The sequence below is a fragment of the Nitrobacter sp. MLSD-S21 genome (genome assembly GCF_058809865.1).
This window is the reverse complement of record NZ_JBXASZ010000003.1, coordinates 13561-36981: the sequence shown is the minus strand read 5'-3', so window position 1 is coordinate 36981 and position 23421 is coordinate 13561. Positions and strand designations below refer to the sequence as shown.

The following is a 23421-nucleotide window of genomic DNA, read 5'->3' as shown; positions in this document are numbered from 1 at the left end:
GGATGCGGACGATGAGCGCCGGTGATGTCACATCGGGTACGAGCGCTCCTCTCGGTGCGACGGTTCTTCCGGGCGGCGTTAATTTCAGCATATTCTCGAAGCATGCCGTCATGCTCGAGTTGCTTCTGTTTGATAGTGAGAATGCCGCCCAGCCGTCACGGATTATCCCCCTCGACGCCATTAAACATCGCACGCACCTCGCTCGCTTCGCTCGATGATATATCCCCTTGGGAGAGCGCACCTGTCGTAAGGCCGGCGACGTATCTGGCGCAGCCACGGTCCATAGTCCTTCTGGCGCGGGCGCTCGAAGGAAGTGTTTCAGAAGTGGAATGATGTCAATGACGATTTGGCTATCGCTGGGACGCTCTGCGAGACCGGAGCCTGTTAACGCGCGTGGCAACCTGCCGCGCGGAACTGTTCGATGACCCGGCTCACAAGGTCTTTGCTGGCGGGCGGGGTGTTGTGCAGCTTGTAGGCGAGCCCCATCGTAAATTACGAACGTCGATGGAACTGAGCCAATCGCCAGGCTGAAAATCGTTCCAGCAATTTCCGGCCTTGGTTTCCTTTTTCCGAGCTGCACCTAACAGTGACAGGGGTGCTGGGCGATCATCGCCGTGAATCCCATCGTGCTCTCGATGCTGCGTCCATCCTTTAACGCGCACATCGAAGCTCCACTACCGAGATGGACAACGATTACCCGCCCGTTGGCGATCTCGGGCGCGACGTGCGGCAAAGTCTTCGCGATATACTCATATGAGAGACCGTGAAATCCGTAACGCCGCACACCCTCGGCATAGACGCGGTCAACCAAGGTTCGTTGTCGGAACCGCTCGCCCGCAGGCGAGGACGACTGCTAATGCCATCGATCTGGCCCTTGATCTGGCGTTGCAGATCTCCCTCTCCCTCGACCGAAAAGATCTGGAACTTGACGCTTGAGGAGCCTGCATTGACGACGAGGATAGTATCCATAGCGATCACGCGGAAACTGTTGGAGCCCGTTGATGCCTTGCATTCGCGTAGAGAGCCGCGACCGCGCAGGAGGCCATCCGAGCGCGCGCCGAGTCTGCACGAGACGTCAAGAATCTGTCTCGATCCATCTGACCGTAACGGATTGATTTCGGGCGACGCCTCGGCTCTCCACTTTTGAAGTCAGCTAGGTCCGGAGCGTTCGGCCTCGATTTCTTGAAAATGATTTGCTTGCGCTTTGGAGGAAAGCTTCAGCGCGCAGCGGTCATCTCGAAGCATTAGCTCCGATTTGTCTAGATGAAATGCATGGTTTCGGCGGACAGCAGAGAGCGCAGTAGGGTTATTTAGTCTTACCGTTTCCGCTCTTCTCGTTAGCGCGCCGCAGAGCTTCAGCAAGCGCTCCGCCGCCGGATTGCTGATGCGGCTTGCTCGGTGTCGACGTCATCCGCCGGCTTTTGTCTTTTGGGGTGCCTTGCGCTGGCCGCTCGCTCATGCCGCCGGGCTCATCATCGAGACGGAGCGTCAATGCGATCCGTTTACGGGCGTCATCTACCTCCAGTACCTTCACCTTGACGACGTCCCCTGATTTGACGACATCGCGCGGGTCTTTGATGAAAGACTTCGACATCGCCGAAATGTGTATCAGCCCATCTTGATGGACGCCGATGTCGACGAAGGCGCCGAAGGCGGCCACGTTGGTTACGGCGCCTTCGAGGATCATGCCAGGTTTGACATCCTTGAGCGTCTCGAATCCCTCTTTGAAGACCGCGGCCTTAAACGCCGGCCGAGGATCGCGGCCGGGTTTTTCGAGCTCGCGGAGGATGTCGACCACGGTCGGCAGACCGAAGGTGTCATCAACGAAACTCTGCGGCTTGATCTGGCGGAGGATATTCGTGTTTCCGATGAGGGCCTTGATGTCGCTTTTGGTGGCAGCAAGAATCTTGCGTACGACGGGGTAGGCCTCCGGGTGGACTCCCGAGGCATCGAGCGGATCGTCGCCACCAGTGATCCGCAGGAAGCCGGCGCATTGTTCGAACGCTTTCGGCCCCAGTCGAGGCACCTGCTTTAGCCCTTTACGTGCCTTGAACGGCCCGTTGTTATCACGGTATTGGACAATGGCTTGCGCCAACACTGCGCCGATTCCTGATACGCGTGCGAGGAGCGGTGCAGACGCCGTGTTAGCATCGACTCCGACCGCGTTAACACAATCCTCGACCACCGCATCAAGGGAGCGAGCCAGTTTACTCTCGCCAAGATCATGCTGATATTGGCCCACGCCGATCGCCTTCGGATCGATCTTGACCAGTTCGGCCAGTGGATCCTGTAGCCGCCGCGCAATCGATACCGCCCCGCGTAGCGTGACGTCGAGGTCGGGCAATTCCTCTGACGCAAAAGCCGACGCTGAATAAACCGATGCGCCGGCTTCCGACACCACGATCTTCGACATCTTCATATCGGGTAGGGATTTTACCAGATCCGTAGCGAGCCTGTCGGTCTCGCGCGACGCCGTACCGTTGCCGATCGCGATCAAGTCAACGCCATGTTGAACGGCGAGCTTGCCGAGCGTGGCGAGTGCCGCATCCCATTGCCGCTGAGGCTCGTGCGGATAGACCGCCGTGGTGGCCACCACCTTGCCCGTCACATCGACAATAGCGACCTTGACTCCGGAGCGGAATCCGGGGTCGAGCCCCATGGTAACGCGTGCGCCCGCTGGCGCCGCGAGCAACAGGTCGCGTAAATTCGACGCGAACACACGTACCGCCTCGTGTTCGGCTGTGTTCCAAAGCCGCATCCGCAAATCGATATTGAGATGAACCTGAATCTTGGTCCGCCAGGCCCAGCGGACAGTTTCCATCAGCCATTGGTCGCCGGACCGGCCGCGATCGGAAATTTCGAAACGCTGCATGATCTTCAATTCGTAGGTACTGACCGCAGCTGGCGTAGCCGTAGCTGGTTCGGGCAATATCTGAAGGTCGAGAATATCCTCCTTCTCACCGCGAAACATTGCAAGGATGCGATGTGACGGCAGCTTGGTGAGCGGCTCGCTGAATTCGAAATAGTCCTTGAATTTTTCGCCCTCGGTCTTCTTGCCGCTCCGCACGGCGGACGACATCAGGCCGTTCGACCACATCCTTTCCCGCAATACGCCAATCAAGTCGGCATCTTCCGCGAAACGTTCCACCAAAATGGCGCGGGCGCCGTCCAGCGCAGCCGCGACATCGGCGATCGAGTTGTCGACGTTTACGAACGGCTCTGCTACCGTCTTCGGATCATTCTGCGGTTCCGCCAACAGCAATTGAGCCAGCGGCTCCAGTCCGCGCTCTCTGGCGATCTCAGCCTTGGTGCGGCGCTTCGGCTTGAACGGAAGGTAAATGTCTTCCAGACGCCCCTTGCTATCGGCAGCGAGAATTGCTGCTTCCAATATGGCGTCGAGCTTTCCCTGTTCGCGAACCGAATTGAGAATCGCGGCACGACGGTCTTCGAGTTCACGCAGATAATTCAAACGCTCTTCGAGTGCCCGCAATTGAGCATCATCCAGGGAACCCGTGATTTCCTTCCGGTAACGAGCAATGAAAGGAACGGTTGCGCCCCCATCGAGCAACGCAACCGTCGCTTCAACTTGCTGCTCGTGAACGCCGAGCTCGTCCGCGATCCGTCGATTGATGTTTGCCACGCGCCATCATCCTGAACCATCGCGACGAATAAAAATGTCTCGCCGCGAAATGACGCTTATGAACTACCGTCGACTGACTGATCAACCTCTTGGAACAAACAAATTAGTCTGGGGACGAACTTCGATCGCAATGATGGGCGTGGCCACAATTTCAGTGCGAATCCGATACGTCGAAATCCTAGCGAAGCGCATTAGTCGTCGTCGCAAACCTCCATCTTCTTCATGCCGGCCTCCGCTTCTGACCGGGTCTTGAAGACGCCGAGGCCGACGATAGTCGACGGGGTTGTCGGGATGTTCGTGGTGGTCGCTGGCCTCTTGTCCACGATGGTGCACTTCTTCGTCGCGGCATCGCGGATGACGTAGTATTCCTCGTGATGGACCACCGTCTCGGCGAACGCCGGCGCGGCCGCAAACGCAATAAGCGCGCTCAGCGCGAGTCTCTTCATAGGAGCCGTTCTCCGTTTAAACAAGGCAGAACGCGTACCTCGTTGAGTCCGGCTAGTAAACCTCGAAATCCTGTGTCTGCGGCCCTTGCGTGCTTTCGCTGCGGGAGGCGGAGCACCAATACGACTGAGTCCCGAAGCCGAGCATCGGCCACGCGATGGCGCACGGCATGAGGAGGTCGAAGTACCGCGTCGTGAGGCGCACATCCTCGTCTGGACGGGCGGCAAACCCTCCGGCTCACTTTGAGACCAACACGCCCAGCCAAGACGGAGCGCCTTCCAAAGGACAAATAACGGGCATGGCCAGAAACGTCACCAGCGCAGAAACGGCAGTCGCCGCAGCGATCATTGATCCTTTCAACATAACATCTCTCCGATCGAGAGGCTTGCTATCGTGTCCCGTCTTTGACAAACCGACATGCGGGTATTTCTAAATCGACGCGCCGCCGTTTATCTCCTCGCAGAATGTCTCTAGCAGCCTTGTAACGAGAGGAGGCGACTATCACGCGCCCGTGTGCGGCCTTCCGGGAACGGTCACGGCCCGGTGAGGTTGCTATCCCGAACAGGCATGGAGCGCAGCCATGGCATTCCCCAATAACGACGAGCCTCCCAGGGCAACAAGCGATGCGAAGCGCACCAAAACCACCCGCTGGGCTATCGCGGGGGTGGTCATCCTGGTGCTGTTTGGCCTCCTGCTGATCTCCCCCGGCCACAACACGCACGATAAGTCCGCCGAGAATCCGCCGCACCCCGCAACGCAAGCGCAGCCCTAGGATGAGCTGCGCCCCAACGAAATCCGCCAGCCCGTTAGGGAGCTTGCGGCGTGCACGACTAGGGTCGAGGGGCCTTCGGGGGATGGCGGGGTCCCTAGCGCGCAATCCTACGGCCAGATGTCGCTGCGGCCCGGCTTGGCGTACTTGATGTTCGCGTCGCCGCTCTTCGCGATCTTTTCGTCCAGCTCCTTTCACTTCTCCTCGGTGAGCTGCTCCTTGGTCTTGCCCGTCTTATTCTTCGCATCGGCGTCGAGCGTTCCGCCCGAAATGCTGCCTACTCCCGTTGCGTCTGACATGCGCATTCTCCGATTTGCTATCGTTGCTTTTGAACCCCTGGTTGCAAATTTATGGGTCACAAGGCTGTGACCAGGTTGCATCCGACGCACTCAAGAAGGGCATGATCCGAGAGTTTAATTCTGGCTCTGCGACCCTCACCTAGGGCTCGTGTGAGTAACGCTGGATCTGGACTGCACTTGACTGGTCCACTTCGCTACCATCATGGCAAACGTGACGATCGCCCAAGCAGTGAACCCGAACAGGGCCGTAGCGATCAACTTCCGTCGCATTGGGCGTTTCTCTTGATGCCGGTAACGTCTTCGGATCGTCGGAACGTAGCTCGGATTGTACCGCGAGAAAAGGGACGCGAAGCTACCGCTTCGCCTTCAGCCTCGCTTCGGAGACGAGGGTGGTTCGACGGGCGCACGAGCCAGCCGCTCCGCCCTTAGACGCTCGCGATTTTGACATGCCAGTACCCGAGTGCCTTGGGGTCCAAGCTAGAAGCATCTAGCTGTCCCGCTGTACCAACTCGACGGTGATGCCCTCGGGACCCTCAAAGAGCCGCAGCTTTCGGTTGACGTAGTTCATCTCGTCGCTGAGCACCGTCACGCTACTAGCCACGAGGTGTGCAGTGGTTGCCTCAAGGTCGTCGACGCGGAAGGCGAGATGATTGAAGCCTCGTCGTCGCAGGTTCGTTGGGTGCGCACCCGGATCGGCCCCTGGGGTGGGTTCAAACTCAAGAAGCTGAATCTCGAATTGAGGATCGGCTCCTTCGAGAGCGAGGGTGATGTGCTGCGCCTTCATGTCCGGCATGCCCATGTAGCGGGCAGGGAGTCCGCCGTCGATTATCGCGACGTGATCCTTTCTGAAGCCAAGAAGAGCGAAGAAGTCGATCGCCGGGCCAGCGTCTGCTACCGCAATCGTAATATGATCCGGATTGAGTATCATCATCACTCCGCGTCACTAGCGCCGCACATCTCCGCGCGCGAACCATCGGTATCCGGCTCACCGCTTTTGCAAGACTATCAGCTCGCCCCGCCACACGGTAGGCAAGGCTGGCTCAATGTTTCACTGCGCCGGTTCGTGCGCGAGGTCAGGGCCAGGACCGGAAGTCGCCATCAGACCACGACCTGCGATCTACCCGCGCAGGAACGAGAAAACAGTGCTAACGTTATTGGTGCGGCCGGGAGATGTGTGACTGCACGTCGAGTGTTCGTCCTGGGCGGATCGTACTGGGCCATTGACGCAGTCAAAGCCGGCCTGATGCAAGTGCGAAACGCTCAACCCGAAGGAGTGTGCAATGCGTAAGAAAGTGTTGACCATCTTGAGTGGCGTAGCAATCGCCGCATCGGTTCTCACGCTGGTGCCGGATCAGGCGTCGGCGCAGAGAGGAGGGGGCTTCAGGGGTGGCGGCGGATTTGGAGGCGGTGGTTTCCGCGGCGGCGGATTTGGCGGTTTTCGGGGCGGTGGATTTGGAATGGGGATGCCCGGCGGGTTTAGAGGCGGGTTCGCCGGCGGCGGGTTCAGGCGCGTGGGCTGGGCGGGTAGAGGTTGGGGCGGCGGGTTCAGGCGCGTGGGCTGGGGGGGTAGAGGTTGGGGCGGCGGGGGCTGGGGCTGGCGGCGCGGCGGCTGGGGATGGGGCTTTCCTGTTGCTGTTGGCCTAGGTGGCTGGGGATGGGGCGGGGGCTGGGGCTATCCGTACGGCGGCTGGGGCGGTGGCTATCCATATGGTTGTGGTGGCTGGGGCGGGTACGGGTACGGGTGGAACGGCTGCTACCAGCCCTATGGTTGGTATTGATACGGAGCATGAGAGCCGGCGGGTTAGAAAAGTTTAGCCATGGGTTCACGCGAGATATTGCCCATGCAAGCTCGGCGAGACCTGCCGGCTCACGCTCGTTGCGAGCGCTGGATATTGCGAGTCTTTACGCAGGACCGGCGCATGGTGTGACCGTTCGAATGATTTCTATGGTGTTTTAGCACCGAGTTTCGTCCAGAAACCTCTGGATGAAACTCGGATGTTCCCAAATTCGTCCCTCCAGATGAAACGGATTTTCTGGATGAAGTCTGGATGAAACCTTACTCGCATATCCGAGCGATGCGGCTTGTTGATGAACCGCATTGGCTTTGTCTGTCACGCCCAATATTGCAGTCCATGAACTCGCCGGTCGCCCCAGTGTGCAGCTTTTCACATAGCCCGAAGTCGTAGAGTTCTGTCCTTAGGTTTTCGATGAACAATTCCTATACCCGCGAAATCGCAGCGGCGCTCCTGATCGATGTTAACGGCAACGTGCTCCTGCAGCAGCGCGATAATATTCCCCACATCATTCAACCCGGAAAAGTCGGCCTCTTCGGGGGGCACAGGGAAGGCGAGGAAACATTCTTGGAGTGTGTTGTCCGAGAGATCGCCGAAGAAATCAGCCAGCATATTCCTGCCGAACGATTTCAACATCTATTCAGCTTGGACGGAGCCGATCCGGAGGGACCTGGCGGTCATCTGAGAGGGGAATTTTTCGTTGCTTATGATGTTCCGACCGACGCCTTAGTGATTACCGAAGGCAAACTTTTGATAGTTCTTCCGGACGCCATTAGGAAAATGCAATCGAAGCTGACACCAACAACTCTGATGGCAGTGAACGCCTTCATGAGTCGTCAAATCTCTCCGGCCGGCCGATGAGAGTGATCGTGGCGGCAACTATCTCGGATTTATCTTGTGACCAATGAGCAGTGGTAACTGGACGATAGATTCTGGTGTACCCTTTCGGCTTCATAAGTTTAGCTTGATCCAGGCCGGTGCGTGATCGCTGGCGTTGTCTTTGCCTCTGTACGTCGCCATCCACGCCCGCTTCTACGAAGCAGGACGCAACGGAATGGCTGAGAAGAAAGTGGTCAAGCCTGAGACCCTGATCCTTTTCATAGCGATCTCGCCTGTACGTCCCTAAGGGCGTTGATGTAAAAAGCCCGCATCGCTGCGGGCTTTTGTTTTACCAGCCGTTGTATCCACCTCCGCCGAAGCCAAACGTTATGCTCGGCCCACCATAACCATATCCTCCACCGTAACCTGGCCCACCATAGCCGCCGCCATAATACTGAGGAGCGTAGCCGTAGCCCCTTTGCTGACGGTAATAACGATGGCCAGATTGGCCATAGTGCGGGTGATGGCGGTGGCCGTAGTGCTGACGACCATGAGAGTGTCCATAGTGCCGATGTTGAGATTTGCTGCCGGTTGACAACTGGGCGACCTCGGTCAGGCCCTTTTGATTTGCTGCGTTTGCAGCGGAAACACTTAACAATGCAGCTGCTCCGATCGCCATTGCCGCAATCAACTTCTTCATAAGAAAACTCCCTTCAACGTGTGGAGAGCTAATCAACCCGGACGGTTTGGGTTCCGGCGCATCACCCAGAATTTGCGCTAAGTAGCTGAACATCTGTTCATATTCGAATATGGAGGCGTACAGGGCGGGCCTGCGCAGGGTGCTTAGAATGACCCAAGCGCACGATATCTCACGTCCCTGCGGCGCGTTGCGCGATCGGGGTTGGTTAGTCGGGAAGGATGCCAGGCACCGACGGACCGGGTGGTGTTGCCTGAACCGATCGATCACGCAATACTGAACTCCTAATCTCCGGCGCGAGAGTTACATTTCAAGTGTCGCACGTGGAGTATCGCGATGCTTAGTACCCCGAATGATCTAGCTGATCGGATGGCGGCGCGACGCCACACATCGCGGGCCGACCGCAGTCATTTTCCCGCGTCTCGTCTGATCGAGATGAAAATGATGCTGCCAAATCCGTTTGCCGAGATCGGCGAGCAAAGACAGCCGCGCAAGCGTAAGGCCAGCGAAACCAAGAAGCCCGCTCGTCGCGAACTTTGACAAAAGCCGCTGGCGCGCGTGGAATCACCGACGAGATACGCGGCGCAGAGGTTAGCGCTCGAACTCCCTCATGGTGTGCTCAACCAGACGATTAATGTGGGGGATGTCAGTGTGATCGCTGATCACATCGAGCCCGTTTCTTTCGTTGTCGTAGATTAAAGTGATGAAGCCAACGCGCCGCTCTTCAACGTTTAGCGTGAGCGTGTCCATTTCGGCATGAAACATCGCGCCGATGATCTCGCCGCTATTCCGTGACTGGTCCACGATCGTCTCGTCCCCGTTGTTGATGGAGATGATAAAGCCGTCGTTGACCGCGTTATCAACGAGCGTGATGGCAATTTGTTTGTGTAGTGATGTCGTACTCATTGGAAGCGCTCTCTTCGTCTTTCGGTAACCGGATCAATTTCAGCGTTCGGGGGCACCGCCCGGTAGTGTGCTCCGCTTCTTTGTTTTCGCGGTGGCGTGAACACGGCACTATGATGCAAGGAGTCAGGATTGCGTTATTATCTCCTGCAAGGGTGAGTGGAGGTTGCATCACCCTCGTGACGCGCGATTGAATGATCGCTGGAACACAAGCGTGCCCATGATCTTCACGCTCCAATCACTCGGCATCTCGGTACCTACGCCACACAGTCGGCGTCGAGAACCGCAAGACCTAAAGGAAATAGAGGAACGACAATCGTCAGGAACGAGCGGATGCGGAGTGGTGTCTGAGTAACATGACAATCCGGAAGAAGAAAAAAGTCCGGCACATGTCCGATCCTCACCGCTACCGTGGTCCCTTGAGCGCTTTGCGGACCGCATCAAACGCTTTTTGCTCATCCGGTTCGACCTGTTCGAACCAATGGCCGGGAGGATACTTCGCGATGCGGCGGGCAAAAAATGACGCCGGCTGCCATGGGTCGCTATTCGTCTTTTTGAAGATAATGACGCCGTCGCGCGTAAAATATGACGGGCCGGCGATCTCGCAATTTACCGAAATCTGTAGCCGCCAAACATCCTCCTTGGGGGCCTCCTTGGGTAGAACGACGTAGTCGAGAGATACAGGATCGCCTATTGTGCAGCGTCCTTTCTTCAGAAGATTGCCAAGTTCACCCTGCGCCGTAACAACAAAGTCGTAGTTGGACGTGTCATGTAAAAAGGCAACGTTAGGCTGCGGGTATTCGTCTGCCATCTCTCTGGCAATGAGAGACAATGCGAACGGTTGCCAGCCGAGTTGCATTGTCTTCGCGTAAGGTGGGCCAAGTGACATGTCGCCCTTGGCCGATATATTCCAAGAGATTGTATATGCGTCGTCAGGCTTGTCGCCTTGGCTTCTGGCCCACGAAAAGACCACGGGGGTTTCAGAGTCATGTTTCTGACCGACTTCCCAACCTCTCGGGACAAAATGGGCAATCTTGGCCGCGCGGGACAGTATATCGTCTATCGTCGCTCCATCTTGCGCCCGCCACGTGGTCTTGACGCGTTTTATCAACACGTCATCTTCGGCGTATGCACGATCAAGAATTACACCTGTTATGGCGAACGTAGCAAAGAGTAACAGCCAACGATGAATCATGGGATTTTTTGCGCCCAGCGAGTTGCAATCAATCTGACCGTGCCTCATCCCCGCAAGCAGAATTAAGATGACAATGAGTCGACGGGGATAAGCAGGAGAGAAGGCAAACCCCAGCACAGAGAATGCCAGTAATCGCTCAGCATTTGGATGCCCAAACGTCGGACGCAAGCCAAGCGGCCCAACCGTAAGAATGAACAGGACGAGTAAAAGTATCTAAGCCGTTGCTCAGTGCTGACACCACTATCGAGTGCTTAACGACACACCTATGGTATGCGCCTTGGCTGCTGTTGCGCCCGGTGTTCGTTTCAACATTCTTGCAATCTTGGCTACGCCTGCCTTCTGCTTCGCAAGCGCCTTAAGAGTGCGAACGTCGTCCTTTGTCCACTCGCGGCGAACAGCTGTTTTCTTCCTGGGCAAATCTTCATTCCTTCAATCGCAAAACGCGCGGTTTAGCAGATCGCGCGTTTTGCGCAAGGCAACGACGCGTGTCTCGCGCGAGCTAGTTAGCCAACCAGTGTTTGATAAAATGGCGCGGTGGAGAGATCTCGTCTCCTTAAGTGCGATCAAGGTCGTGCTTTTGGTCAACGGAAGTCTCAGCCGTCCTGTTGGTGACGCTGGAGGCTTCGCTAACGGTCGCTTTCGCGAATGTGGGCGATAATGGTTCTATGGCTTCTTCACTAACTGTTAGGAGTTACGCCGGGTTGTATGGCGATGTTGATTCGTTCTTTGAGAACGAAACAAAGTCAGAGGGTGAACGAGCATGTCCTGTGCAAGCGAGAAAGCGAGCGCAACGCAGCACTCTCGTCCAGCGAGGTCGTCCGGCCAATCCAGGATGGCGCCGGCTTCCCGCGAGTGACACGCGCGCAACGAAAAGGCAGGTCCGATTGGTGCGACCGGACCTGCCAAGCATTCACGAGCACTGCGATCTGGGTCACTTTTTGAATGACGGATCGCTCTTTGCGTCTACGCGCGCTTTCCACTCGAGGGAGTAGTATTCGCCGCGATCGCGCGCCCACGGATCGAACGTATTGATCACGTGCCTGAGCTCGGGCTCTAGCTCGGGGGCGTTGCGTAGCAGGATGCGCTTAAGCGGAGCGACCTCCTGTTCGTGGCCGTTCGGCTCGCCTTGCTCCATCCGCTTGCCGCCCGGGCCATTGTTATTGACCCAATCGAGCCCGAAGGTCGTGTAGAACTCTGGGCGGTAGCTCGACGTGAAGAACCGGTCGCTGAATAAGCGGCGCGAGGCGTTCAGGATGAACAGTTGGAACTGAGTTTCTGAGATGGCGGACCCATGCGGGCGGGTCGTCTCGGCGAGCCATCCGACCACCATGTCGACATCCTCGATGTTGTCGACCTCGCTACCATTCGCATTGCCGAGGCAGTCGTTGATCGGCGAGCCGTCGGGATTGCGCTGCGCTGAGGTGATCTGCTTGCTCACGTCGCATTTGTGCGTGCCGTAGATCGCCCGCAGAGAATCCACTAGTTCCCGCTGAAGCTTTTTGTCCGCCTCGGAGACGTCAGGTCGTTTGTCGATGAAGTCCTCAAAGCTGGTCAACTGGCGCAGACCGATCTGCCGCCGCAGTTCATTGAAGCGTGGCAAGCCACGCTCGCGGTCGCGGATGAGGTCGAGAGCGGCAACGTCGATCTTGGTGTCGAGGCGCGGGGGAAGATCGAGGTTCTGCATGAACTGGGGATGATTGCGCAAGAACAGCAGACCGAGGCGCTGGCGGCCCATCGTCAGGGCCCAGTTTGCCAGTCCGCCGTCGTGCATACGGGCGGTCGCCTTGCCGCGGAAGGTGTCGATGACCGCCACCTTCTTACGGATCTGGTTCGGGTCGTTCTCAATCTGGCGGAATTCGAGCAGGTCCGGCACGAGGGGGTGCAAGCGGTAGACCGTCGGAAATTCCTCCGGGAAGTTGAACGGCGAACCGAAATGGCTGGTGCCTCCGTTCACGATCTTCGGGTCCCACTTTCCCGTACCCTCGTCGACCAGTTTCTTGTTCGCGCCGGTCGCGATGATCCCAGGTCCCGACGACACCGCCGATGCGAGCACGTTGGCGTCCCGGGGATCGCTTGACGCCCTGAACTTGTCGCGGATGCGCTCGACGATCCGGTTCATCACGGGATATTTGTCCTGATCGATAAGGCCGGACCAGTTGGAGTTCATCGCCCGGTATAGCGGCTCGTTATAGAGAAGCTGCGTCGTCCATTCGATTGTGTGGATCTTCGCGATCTCGGCCGACACCACGAGCCGCGCCACCTGGAAGAGCTCCTCGGGCGTGACTTGCGAATAGGTGATGACTTGCTGCGGATTGGCGGGGTTGCGCAGACCCGAGTCGGCGTTCGGCGTGAGTGCCGCTTGCTTGCGAAATTCATCCACGAAGCTGTTGTGCTCGCGCACGAACAGATTGTGATAGAAGCTCATGCCGATGGACCAGTTGTCCGGAAAGGCCGTAGCTTCCTGGCCGGCCCATTCGGGCTGAATCGGGTCGCACTGTCCGGTCGTCGCCCCAGGCGGGCATGCGCTCCCGAACACGGGCAAATACCCAAGTTTCTCACCAGTGTGACTCGGCCGCATGTCGAACTTCGCGCGATCAGCCGCATCACGCTTGACGCGCCGCTCCGAGCGCTCGTCGTAGCCGTAGATCTGCGACGCGTCCCACCAGGCCGTGACGGTGTTGCGCGTCGTCTTGTAGGACCGCGCGGGTCGTTCGGTCCCAGTCTCCGCGGCCTTGAACATTGCAGGAGCAGTGGAGTCGGCGATCAGTGCCGCGTCCATCTTGTCGCCGGGGCGGCAGCCGAGTTGGACCGCCTCCGGCGTCGCGCAGCCGAGGCTCGTCATGATGTGCGACTGGTCGTTCCGCGACTCGTCGAGGTGCGAGAACCAGTCGTGCGTCATGAACTGGATCCAGAAGGCGGCGAGCACATTGAAGGACGGCGCCTTGCGGTACGGGCAGTCGGCGTCGACCGAATCGGATGCACCATGCCCTTGATTGCAATTCCGCGCCCCGGTCTGGTCGCGCGTGAACAGCTTGCGGCTAATCAGCTGCGGATCTGGCTTTAGCAACCCGAGCCGGTCGCCGTGCCGATTCTTGGCGAGCTCGTTAGCGCCAATATCAGGAAACGTGCTTTCGAACTCCACGTTGCGGGCGAAAAGCTGCCCGCTGGCTCCCATTGCGGGATTCTCGATGTCGTTGCAGATGCCGGTCAGTGTGCGATGGCGGATCAAGTCTCCGTCGCAGCGCTGTGGTCCATTGCCGCCGACGCTGGCGAAGCTTGGATGCGTCGGCTCGAGCCGCATCTCGCTCCACTTTTTTAGCACCGGCCCGGTCGGAGAACCGGCATATTGCGCAAAGGTCTTATTGTCGAACAAATTGAATTTAATCAGCTCCATCCGCTGATATTCGAGATCGATCAAGGCGCCGGTGATGCCGCGTTGGTCGCGGACGTCGAGCATCGATCTCTTCGAGGCGGTGCCGAAATAGTTCGACCAGTCAACCCACGGGGTCGGCCGTTGTTGAACCGCACCCGATCCGCCGCGGCACATCAGGCGGTTCGTCTCCGCGACCTTCCCCTGGAAGCGCTCGCTGCGTTGCGTCGCGATCGGGCGGAGCGGCTTCTCCTCATCCAGGCTTTGCAGGCCGAGGGCGATGCACGCCCGCAGGACCCCAAGATCATCCAGCCTATTCTCCTGCGCAGGCGCTGGTGTTCCCACGCTCGCAACCATCGCGGTCGCGCAGATGATGCTTCCGATAACGAGATATGACCGGCGCATATTTTTCTCCCTACCGGACGACGATGCAAAACAGCGACTTTCTGCCAACGACGGTACCGTCATATCCGAGCCCGCGCAACTTCTCGAACAGCAACTGCGTCGACCGGCGTTTTCGCTTCGGCAAGCTTTTGTTTACCGCTCTAGGCTTGCGATACCGAAGTTCTTGCTCAAGTCCGAAGACCGTGAGAACTTAGTGCATGATTTTATAAGAGAGGATAGATCATGTGGAGAGCATTGATCTCGATCATTGCGATTGCTGGCGCGTCATCGAGCGTTGCTGCGCAGACTATCACCGACCCTGCCGAGGTTGTATCGCATCTCAAGCTCTGGTCGCAGGAGACGGGCGACCCGGTCTATTATGGCGAGGTTAGAGACGTCGATGCTCGCTCCAAGCGGGTTGGCGGCCATTACCAATGCCTGGCGCTCGCGTTTATCAAGTATGATGGCGGCGTACTGCAATATGCCCACAAGATGTGGTCTAAATCGCGAGACGGATCGTGCCATTATGATGATGTGACGTCGCGCAAAGTCGGCAATCATGGTGCGTGCGTGAAGGACTCTAATGCAGGTTTCGGGAAAGCGGTCGGCACAGCGCGCATGACCAAGGACAACATCGATTACGAACATAGCACCTTCAGAACCGTCGATCTGAACACCCGTCGCGTCGGCGAAACCAAATCTTGCATACCGCCGAAGGGCGCCAGCGCCGGTCTCTACTCCATGAGAATCGTCAACGGCAGATTCCAAATCATTACCACTCGGCCTTTGGCCTATGAGGTGAACATAGAGCCTCAGGATCCACATAATCCACCAACCAAGCCGGTGTTCTAGACTGTGCGGACAAGCCCGAAGCAGGTATGGAATATTTGATTCGGCCTGAAAGCATTACGCGCCCACCATGATCTAGTTCTGAGATCTGCCCTTGTGCAATCGATCGGCACAAGCTTTGCCTTCTGGCCACAGCAATTGGTGACGACGTCATGCCATTCCTCGAAGCGCTCGATGCTCTGCCCGCAAACGATCCCGCCCGCACCGAACTGTTCTATCAGTGGCTCAGACGCGACTGGAGGGCGCTGTTCAGCGAATTGCGCGAGAACCGACCGGTCATGACACTACCGCCCTTCACGGTTCTGGCGCGCTGGTCGGACGTCGTCGATACGCTTTCCCGCAACGAGACGTTCCGCGTGCCCTACGCGCCGCATATGGACGACTCAGTCGGTCCGTTCATGCTGGCCCGCGACGGAGCGGTGGAGAATTGGCGCGACAAATCAGTGATGCGCGCGCTGCTCCGTTGGGAGGACGTGCCGGCAATCCGTGCTCTAGCGGCAGGCACGGCAGCCGAAGCCCTCGCCGCCGTGCCGCCGCCTACGGTTGACGTCGTGCAGACCGTCTCCCGGCTCGTGCCGCTGCGCGTCGTGCAGCAAAGCTTCGGTTTCCCGGGGCCGGACGATGAGCACATGTTGCGCTGGTCGTGGGCGACGCAGGCCGATATGTTCCACAACCCGACAAACGACCGCTCCCTGCTTGACGCCTGCAACGCGGCCGGTGCCGAGATGCGGACGTGGATTCGTTCGTTTCTTGCTGAACGTCAGCCTTGGAGCGACGCGCAGGGCGAGGATAGCGTCTCGCGTTTGCTGCGAATGACCGCGCGCGGTCTCTCTGGCCTCGATACCGAGCAGGTGGTGAGCAACATCTGTGGCCTGCTGGTCGGCGCGATCGAAACGACGTCGCAAGCTATCGTTAACGCCACCGAGCAGATCCTGTTGCGTCACGACGTCACCGTGCGCGCGATCGAAGCGGCTCGATCCTCGGATGACGCAGCATTCGACGCAATCGTCTGGGAAGCGCTGCGGTTTAACCCGATGACCACCTTCGTCGCCCGCGTCGCCGCCGAACGGGCGGTGCTCGCTCCGGGCAGCCCACACGAGACCACGGTGGCGGCCGGGTCGGTTATTGCGGTCGGCATTGGCTCGGCCATGTTCGATCCAGGTGTTTTCCCCGAGCCGAACGAATTTCGCGTCCGCCGCCGCACATCTTATCTGCATACGGGCTTCGGACCGCACGAATGCCTCGGCCAATTCGTCGCCTATGCGATCATTCCGGAGACGATCCGGCAGATTCTCCTGCTGCCTGGCGTCCGGCTGATAGAGGGCGATGCCGGACACATCGACATGGCCGGCGGCCCTTTCGCTGAGCATTTCGTCATCGGACACGGGGCAGGCGCGTAGGATTAAACGGGGCGCGAGCCTTCAGCGGGAGCGGCATGCACGGTGAAATACCGTTTCGGTTCGGTGAACTCTGCTCTCTTTGCGGCCGCACGTTCCGACTGAGCCCCGTGCAACGCGGCCGTCGCCAGCTGCGATGATCAGCGCGTCACAGCTGCTGGTTGGACGTTTTGCTCGCACGTCGGTCCAATAGTCGATTAGAAGATCATTCTGTCGTAATGAATGGAATGGTGGCTTCCATTGGTGGAGCGGGAGGGGAAATGATTACGAAACGTGGGGTGAAGACCGGAATCGGTGTCGTCGCGGTCGTGATCGTTGCCGTGTCGCTTATTGGCTTCAAGCTTTACCGAGATAAGCTGACCGTCAGCTTGCCGGACTACGCGCCGATTAAGAAAGCCGTGTGGCTCGATCAAGGCTGGGACCAGAATCAACGTGAAAAATTTCATCACGCCGATCAGGGGACCCAGACGCTCAACATACCCTATGAGTGGTTCATCGCGCTGGAGCAGCCGCGGTTGTCGCTCGTGGGCGATGTCGGTCGCTTAAGCGACCCGGCCTATCTCGACCGATATGGATTCATCCCGGGTGCTACCAGGGGTGGCGAGAACCAGTTACCGGTAGGTTTTGCACGAGCAGGGACGATGCGCACGGCGACAGGGCAGCCGTGGCTCAACCCGCGAACCAAAGAGCCCATGACACGGCTCGGATTCACCTGCGCCGCCTGCCACACCGGCCGGCTCGCCTATCGCGGCACGACCGTACTCGTAGAGGGTGGCCCGGCTCTGACCGACCTCGGCAAGTTCCGACAAGGACTCGGGATTTCGGTTCTGCTTACGAAGCTTTCTTCCGGTCGCTTTCTGAGCCTTTTCTCCGACCGCTTCGATCGATTTGCGAAAAACGTTCTCGGGGAGGACGCTAGCAAAGAAGACAAGGCGGAATTGCGCCAACAGCTGACCGCAGTGTGGGACCAGCTCGATGTCATCAGGAAGCTCGACAAAAAAGTCGCTGAGACGAGCGTTGACGAAGGCTACGGCCGTCTGGACGCCTTGAACCGCATCGGGAACCAGGTGTTCGGGCTCTCCCTGGGTCCTGAAGCCAGAGAGAAAAACTACGCCGCCACCACGGCGCCAGTGAACTTTCCTCACATCTGGACCACTCCCTGGTTCGATTGGGTGCAGTACAACGCGTCGATTATGCAGCCGATGGTGCGCAACGCGGGCGAGGCGATGGGGGTTTCTGCGTTGATCAATCTAACCGACCCCGGGAAAGGATTGTTCAGTTCCGAGGTTCAGGTGAAGGCGCTTGCCAACATTGAGAAGTCAATCGCGGGGAGTCAGCCAAGCGAAACGAACGGCTTCACGGGGCTGACAGCGCCGAAATGGCCAGAGGAGATTCTGGGACCCATCGACACCGCACTCGCCGCGAGAGGCGGGGCACTTTATGACGATTTATGCAAGGGTTGCCATCTGCCGCCGGTTGGCACCAAGGCATTCTGGGACTCGAAGGCGTGGTTACCGCCAAACAATTTTAACCAGCGCTATCTTGAAATTAAAACAAAGACGATCGCCGACCTCGGTACCGATCCAGCGCAGGCGGAGGACATGAGGAATCGGAAGGTGGTGATTCCGGACAGTTTAGGAATCGCCACAAACGAGTTTGGACCAGCCCTCGGCCAACTGGTCGAGAAGGTCGTGACTCATTGGTATGACGCTCACAACGTTTCCGAATCCGAGCGTCCCGAGTTGAATGGGTTTCGGCCAAACTTGATCCAACATCCGCTCGCCTACAAGATGCGGCCACTTAACGGAGTGTGGGCAACGCCGCCTTTCATTCATAACGGTGCTGTCCCCAATATCTACGCGCTACTTTCACCGGTTTCGGAACGGCCAAAGACCTTCTACCTGGGTCGGCGAGAGTACGATCCCGTCTGCATGGGCTATCAGATAACGGCATCGGCCGCGCCTGAGGACAACCTTGATTTGCGTTGCCTCGGCTCAAAAACCGATCCGGAAGCGGGACGGTTCTCTGGCGGTTTCAAGCTGGATACAGCGTTGCGAGGCAACCGCAATACCGGCCATGAATTCAATGATGGGCCACGTGCGAATGGCATAATCGGCCGCAAGCTTACGCCGGACGAGCGGCGGGCACTGATTGAATTTTTAAAGACGATATGAGCCCGTTGCCGATGCAGAGCGGCGGCAGTGCCAGCACCCGCTGGCGGTCGCGCTCAGCGCGCAGGCCGTCAACTTGGCCAGCACTTCAGCGGCTTTTCCGCAGATTTCGTGGAAATGCCGGTCCGCTCGAGGTCCTAAATCCCCCTAGCACTGCGGGGAGACTTGACGGCGCATGTGTTCGACTTTGGCTCAGGGTAGTCAAGGTTTAGCGCCAAAGAGCTTGATAGCCTCTAGCATCGACTGCCCATATTCCTCTGCAAAATTATGGATCGCTTGACGAACTTGCTCCACCGACCAGCCATTTCGCCACAGCGACGGATCTTCAATGATCTTGTTCTTCCAAAACCTGAACTTGTGGTCGATGTCTGCCTGATTGTTGTCGGCGGACATGTCAACGACGAGTACTAGAGCGTCAGGTACCCCTCTCGCTTTAGATGGCGACCAACCGACAAGGAATGGACCTTCTCCCTCAAAGTTTACGTGTTGCTTCTGTGCGTCTGAAATGGCGAGCTGTGAGGCCACAAGATCGTAATGATCCAGGACAAACTCGCAGTCATCAGCCTTTGCCTGGCTGGCCTGAGGATCATCCAACGGCCAGATCGTCACCATCTGATCTACGACTGGAACACTCGAAGTTTCGCTTCGCGGAAAAAAGGCAACGAAGGCCTTGCAGACCATCAGAAGCTTGGCACGGCTTGCTGCAGTAGGCTTTGAGTGTAGTACGAGTAAGCCATAGGCTCCTGCATCCGACGGCGGTATCTCTTGTGCCCGCAGATATGCTCGGACAGGCTGTAATGGCCTATGCGATGCAGAGTCACCACGTTCGCCGATTGAGGGGCTTGGGCGATTCATGGTAGGTGCGGAGCGGGGTCCATGACCTACATTTCCGTTGGTAGCGCCGCCACCGCCCCCGGTACCGTTGCGGTAGCTGGACCGGCCAGAGCCAGCGTTTCCCGAATGTCCAGGCCCGGACTCTCCAACGAAGCGTCCCGATCTGCCTTTGCGTTTCTTCCTATGACTGCCGACTCCTTCCGGCGACGAGTTACGGAACGAATTAGCCTTTGTTCGAGCAGAGTCGGAGCCATAGCTTTGGTCACAATTTCGGTCTCGCGGATCGCAATCAGCACGAGCGCTGGCCAAGTTGAGGCACAGAGCCAAAGCAGCAAAGCAAGTGAAGCGAATGAGCAATTTGGCCATGTCATTTCTCCTTCCTGATTGCGCCAAGAAGAAAGCTAAAAATCGTGCCCATGACCGTGCAAAACAGCGTCACTGTCACAACGAGAAAGATCGTTCCCGAACTAGTGTCCGGTCTAACCCACCACGTCAGGGCGACTGCAAGTAAGAAGCCGACTGCGGTGGATAGGCCAAAGCTCTTCACCCTCGTATCTCCATCAGAGCGAGCGGATTAACTCCTCCGCAGTTTTCGGTAGAGTTTGCATCCGGTGAGCCGGAGGAGGCAAGGCAGATTTGAGGTCGAATGGAAAGCCGCGACGAGACCCGATCGGAATTTTGCCTGGGTGTTATCGAAGAATGCGCCTGTGCTGACGCTCAATCAAGATCGTCTCGGCCCGGCCGAGAACGTCGGCAGGATCAGATTACCCCGAGGAAACGCAGCACAGAAAGGGATCACTATGCCAGACTTGAAACGGAGCGCGTTCGCAGCCGCAAGCTTCGCTCTAATGTGCGCCGCATTGCCTGTATCGGCGCAGGAAACCGTTCGTATCCGGGGTACGATTGAACATGTCGACGGGCCGATATTCGTGATCAAGAATCGCGACGGTGCGGAGGTAAAGCTGACCCTCACCGACAAACCGCTCTTTGTAGCAATCGTGAAGTCGACGATGACCGAGATCAAGCCCGGCATGTTCGTTGGCTCAACCGGAATGACGCAAGCAGACGGCAGCCAAAGGGCGATCGAGGTGCACATCTTCCCGGAATCGATGCGGGGAACAGGCGAGGGCCACTATGACTGGGACCTCAAGCCGCAGAGTAAAATGACCAACGCGAATGTTGAGCAGACTGTCGCCGGGGTTGATGGACAGATACTTTCCGTCAAGTACAAGGGCATAGAAAAGAAGATTCTTGTTACCCTCGACACTGCGATCGTCACCTTCGTCACCGGTGACAGGAGCGACCTTAAACCGGGGACCAAGATCTTTGTTGCCGCGAAAAAGCAGTCTGATGGAACCTTGCAAGCTCCACGCATCACGTATGGCAAAGACGGATTGACGCCGCCGATGTGAATACGGCGCCATCGATGCAATCGAAGCTGCGTGCGATTAACCGGCGAATTGAAGATCTCGGATGCGATGCCTCGATCACATCAGCTCATTCCCGGCATTTCTGACCGCAAAGCCTGACCGTGACTTTCGCGCTGCCCCGATTGTTGTCCGGGCCATAGAAAGACGAGTAAATCCACGGCAGACCAATCACCGCATCGTTTACGTAGAGGAACAGCTCCCCACTGCGCTGAGCCCTGATCGTATCCCTGAACGACACCGGCGTATTGCCTCTGACCTTCACAGGGTCGAGGAAATATTCATCTACACCTGTCTCGCCGATCCTGGCGATGAGCCTGAACCACGGCCGGAAAAGAACGCGCCTGAGAAGGATAGCGCTCCTGAATGCCCATTCCTGCACGCCTTCCAATGTCGAGGTCCGGAAACCGACCGGCGTGGTCGGGATCTTATCGTCGGCCCAGGGAGCATCGATCATGACAACAATCTCGTATAGATAACCCGCTCTGACTGTCAGCCCGGTCGGCGCACAGAACGTGTCGGTCGAGAAATCCTTGGCGGGCTGCGGGATGCCGAGGTTCACAGCCTTCAACTCCGCCTTTGCAGACCCCGCGCAGAAAGCCCCAGCCGAGTCCGCAATGTTGAACACCAGATGGCTGAGAGCTGTCGCAACGATCCACACAATCGCCAAGGCGAAGAAAGCCGGCAGCACATGCCGCCTGCCGACTCGGATGACCCATCGGTAGATGCGCAGGTTGCGGAACCAGTAAATGACTTTGTGGACCAGGTTGTCTGGCAAGATTGATCGGCTGCCACGCGACTGCCAGATCACTCGCATCCCATCGTGAATGTTGCCGCTCAGGGATGAACCGAGGCTCATGAACAGCGCGATCGCGGCAATTCCTGCCAGGAACAACTCCGGATTGGTCGCATACCAGTCGGTCCACCAGTGGACCGATCTCGGCAGGGACGACTCGAAAAACCTGACAACCTCCGAAACCAGCCGGACGCTTGATGTGAACTCATGCTCGGGGCGAAGATGGTGAAAGAGCCAGAACGCGGCCAGGTGGAACGATGCGGCAAGAGTGGCAAAATAGGCAAGACGCCGCAGCCAGACGTAATTCCACAGCCGTTCCTGCTGAACATGACGCGCGGCGGCCTGCGCAGGCGTCTCGAACGTCGTTGCATCAAGCGGCTGCACGGTGCCATCGCCGAGCAAGACAACATACTCCGGTGGCAGGCCAATCGGCGCGTAAGCATTGGCGCCGCTGTCGATGCGGCCGAAGACACTTTCATGAATCTTGGGCATGGGGATGCTAACCCCTACCGCCGGATCGTTGCACAGGTCGAAGACCTTGCGCGGACCGTAGCGATAATAGGAGCCGAGACCGGCACGCGAGTCATACAGGCGCCCGTCCTTGTCCTGCGATGAGGCCATCGCGATTAAGGCGTCCGGATCGGCCGCCGGCGCGGACTTGAACGACAGTCCGCACTTCTGCGCTTCCTGGATTAGCCAGTAGAGAGGGACGAACGCGAGCGCATCGTCCGGATAACCGCCCCCGACATTGGCATGCATCCCGGTAAACCAGGCCTGGACCAGACGCTCCCCGGTGATACTTTCCGGCACAGGCGGCACTGGTTTTCCGGGCGGCTGTTCGGTCCAAAGGACCGGGTGGAACGTGGTCCTTTCATCGTCGAGTGCCAGGGCGTGTCGTGCGAACTTGACTTTGTCGCTGAGCACCCGGTTCGGCAGTTCGAGCGGCCAGACCCAATTGCTTATGCCCCGCGTCATTTCGTCGATCGGCAGGCCGTAGGCTGCCACCGTGTCCCACAACCCGAGGAATTCCAAGGACGGGACCGGGGTAAATGTGATCTTGGAATAAGACTGGCGTCCGCGAAGCTTGTCACAGATCGGCACCAGCACGTAGTCTCGAAATAACCTGAACGGAACCTCTATGCGCCAGATCGAGTGATAATTCTTGGCGCGGTAGGCTCGATACGCTTTGAGGGCGCCATTGTGCAGCTCGGCGCCGGTGTTCGCCTGGACAAGACCTTGGTCGAGCACCAGGGCCGCAAGCACGCGGGCAGTGAACGCTCCGCGACTGAAGCCGAATAGATAGATCTTGGAAGGCGGCAACGTATCATAGTTGCGGCAGATGAACTCGTACGCATCCAGGATATTACGCTTGAGCCCGTAACCGAACACACCTCCCAGTATCGCCAGCGGCAAGAAGGATGACGTTCCCACGCCGTCATCGTATTTCGCGGCCTGCTTGTTGCTCCGCAGGTCCAACGCCTGGAAGATGCGCCAGACATTGGTGCGCCACACGCTCGACGCCGCATTGCCCGTGCCATCGGACAGGATTACGATTTTCTCTGCTGCCACTCGGCCCCCTAGGACGCTGCCAAAATACAACGAATGGCGTTGTTGAGCCAGAGACGTCCGCGAAG

18 protein-coding genes and 2 pseudogenes are annotated in these 23421 nt (G+C 58.1%); 9 read left to right on the top strand and 11 right to left on the bottom strand.

Annotation, left to right across the window (positions count from 1 at the left end; translation table 11 throughout):
* The first annotated feature begins 11 nt into the window (after nt 1-11).
* The gene (locus AC1RT6_RS10035; protein ID WP_087881223.1) at nt 12-218 is read left to right on the top strand and encodes a hypothetical protein; all 207 of its coding nucleotides are present in this window, start codon (nt 12-14) and stop codon (nt 216-218) included.
* A 389-nt stretch (nt 219-607) separates the two neighbouring features.
* Here the strand turns inward: AC1RT6_RS10035 and AC1RT6_RS10030 are convergent.
* The 4 genes and pseudogenes from AC1RT6_RS10030 to AC1RT6_RS10015 all read right to left on the bottom strand — a co-directional run.
* Nucleotides 608-969, bottom strand: a pseudogene (locus tag AC1RT6_RS10030) (hypothetical protein); the annotation flags it as partial.
* A gap of 5 nt (nt 970-974) precedes the next feature.
* A pseudogene (locus tag AC1RT6_RS10025) lies at nt 975-1079 on the bottom strand (phosphate acetyltransferase); the annotation flags it as partial.
* 227 nt (nt 1080-1306) lie between these two features.
* Complete coding sequence (locus AC1RT6_RS10020; protein ID WP_493029482.1) at nt 1307-3640, bottom strand: Tex family protein; 2334 nt, start codon at nt 3638-3640, stop codon at nt 1307-1309.
* A gap of 191 nt (nt 3641-3831) precedes the next feature.
* Complete coding sequence (locus AC1RT6_RS10015; RefSeq protein ID WP_079448348.1) at nt 3832-4086, bottom strand: hypothetical protein; 255 nt, start codon at nt 4084-4086, stop codon at nt 3832-3834.
* A 578-nt stretch (nt 4087-4664) separates the two neighbouring features.
* Between AC1RT6_RS10015 and AC1RT6_RS10010 the strand changes: the two genes are divergently transcribed.
* Nucleotides 4665-4856 carry a hypothetical protein gene (locus AC1RT6_RS10010; protein WP_079448347.1) on the top strand — a complete coding sequence of 64 codons (192 nt, stop codon included), beginning with the start codon at nt 4665-4667 and terminating at the stop codon, nt 4854-4856.
* A 783-nt stretch (nt 4857-5639) separates the two neighbouring features.
* Here AC1RT6_RS10010 and AC1RT6_RS10005 read toward each other — a convergent pair.
* Nucleotides 5640-6080 (bottom strand): VOC family protein, encoded by a 441-nt coding sequence (locus AC1RT6_RS10005; RefSeq protein ID WP_079448360.1) that lies wholly within the window; start codon nt 6078-6080, stop codon nt 5640-5642.
* A 352-nt stretch (nt 6081-6432) separates the two neighbouring features.
* On the opposite strand from AC1RT6_RS10005, the gene AC1RT6_RS10000 reads away from it, so the two are divergent.
* Nucleotides 6433-6930 carry a hypothetical protein gene (locus AC1RT6_RS10000; RefSeq protein WP_472790341.1) on the top strand — a complete coding sequence of 166 codons (498 nt, stop codon included), beginning with the start codon at nt 6433-6435 and terminating at the stop codon, nt 6928-6930.
* A gap of 429 nt (nt 6931-7359) precedes the next feature.
* Nucleotides 7360-7806: an NUDIX hydrolase gene (locus AC1RT6_RS09995; RefSeq protein ID WP_079445796.1), complete on the top strand. Its 447-nt coding sequence runs from the start codon at nt 7360-7362 to the stop codon at nt 7804-7806.
* Between the two features lie 307 nt (nt 7807-8113).
* Here the strand turns inward: AC1RT6_RS09995 and AC1RT6_RS09990 are convergent, their stop codons facing one another.
* A complete protein-coding gene (locus AC1RT6_RS09990; protein ID WP_079445797.1) occupies nt 8114-8464 on the bottom strand; it encodes a hypothetical protein in 351 nt (116 codons plus the stop codon).
* Nucleotides 8465-8797: 333 nt separating this feature from the next.
* Between AC1RT6_RS09990 and AC1RT6_RS09985 the strand changes: the two genes are divergently transcribed.
* Entirely contained in the window at nt 8798-9001 is a 204-nt protein-coding gene (locus tag AC1RT6_RS09985; protein ID WP_139372828.1) for a hypothetical protein, read from the top strand.
* A gap of 51 nt (nt 9002-9052) precedes the next feature.
* Here AC1RT6_RS09985 and AC1RT6_RS09980 read toward each other — a convergent pair whose 3' ends face one another.
* From AC1RT6_RS09980 to AC1RT6_RS09970, 3 genes are all read right to left on the bottom strand, one after another.
* Nucleotides 9053-9367, bottom strand: coding sequence for a hypothetical protein (locus AC1RT6_RS09980; RefSeq protein WP_244553412.1), 315 nt, complete (start codon nt 9365-9367; stop codon nt 9053-9055).
* A 403-nt stretch (nt 9368-9770) separates the two neighbouring features.
* The gene (locus AC1RT6_RS09975; protein ID WP_244553413.1) at nt 9771-10676 is read right to left on the bottom strand and encodes a nodulate formation efficiency C protein; all 906 of its coding nucleotides are present in this window, start codon (nt 10674-10676) and stop codon (nt 9771-9773) included.
* Nucleotides 10677-11490: 814 nt separating this feature from the next.
* Nucleotides 11491-14334 carry a peroxidase family protein gene (locus AC1RT6_RS09970; RefSeq protein ID WP_493029481.1) on the bottom strand — a complete coding sequence of 948 codons (2844 nt, stop codon included), beginning with the start codon at nt 14332-14334 and terminating at the stop codon, nt 11491-11493.
* Nucleotides 14335-14556: 222 nt separating this feature from the next.
* On the opposite strand from AC1RT6_RS09970, the gene AC1RT6_RS09965 reads away from it, so the two are divergent.
* From AC1RT6_RS09965 to AC1RT6_RS09955, 3 genes are all read left to right on the top strand, one after another.
* Entirely contained in the window at nt 14557-15165 is a 609-nt protein-coding gene (locus tag AC1RT6_RS09965; RefSeq protein ID WP_472790334.1) for a hypothetical protein, read from the top strand.
* Between the two features lie 149 nt (nt 15166-15314).
* A complete protein-coding gene (locus AC1RT6_RS09960; protein ID WP_079445800.1) occupies nt 15315-16562 on the top strand; it encodes a cytochrome P450 in 1248 nt (415 codons plus the stop codon).
* A gap of 257 nt (nt 16563-16819) precedes the next feature.
* Nucleotides 16820-18733 (top strand): di-heme-cytochrome C peroxidase, encoded by a 1914-nt coding sequence (locus tag AC1RT6_RS09955; RefSeq protein ID WP_472790332.1) that lies wholly within the window; start codon nt 16820-16822, stop codon nt 18731-18733.
* 198 nt (nt 18734-18931) lie between these two features.
* Here AC1RT6_RS09955 and AC1RT6_RS09950 read toward each other — a convergent pair whose 3' ends face one another.
* Nucleotides 18932-19342 (bottom strand): hypothetical protein, encoded by a 411-nt coding sequence (locus AC1RT6_RS09950; RefSeq protein WP_139372830.1) that lies wholly within the window; start codon nt 19340-19342, stop codon nt 18932-18934.
* Nucleotides 19343-20271: 929 nt separating this feature from the next.
* Between AC1RT6_RS09950 and AC1RT6_RS09945 the strand changes: the two genes are divergently transcribed.
* Nucleotides 20272-20976, top strand: coding sequence for a hypothetical protein (locus tag AC1RT6_RS09945; RefSeq protein ID WP_244553414.1), 705 nt, complete (start codon nt 20272-20274; stop codon nt 20974-20976).
* Nucleotides 20977-21061: 85 nt separating this feature from the next.
* Here AC1RT6_RS09945 and AC1RT6_RS09940 read toward each other — a convergent pair whose 3' ends face one another.
* Nucleotides 21062-23356: a T6SS phospholipase effector Tle1-like catalytic domain-containing protein gene (locus AC1RT6_RS09940; protein ID WP_079445804.1), complete on the bottom strand. Its 2295-nt coding sequence runs from the start codon at nt 23354-23356 to the stop codon at nt 21062-21064.
* Between the last annotated feature and the right edge of the window lie 65 nt (nt 23357-23421).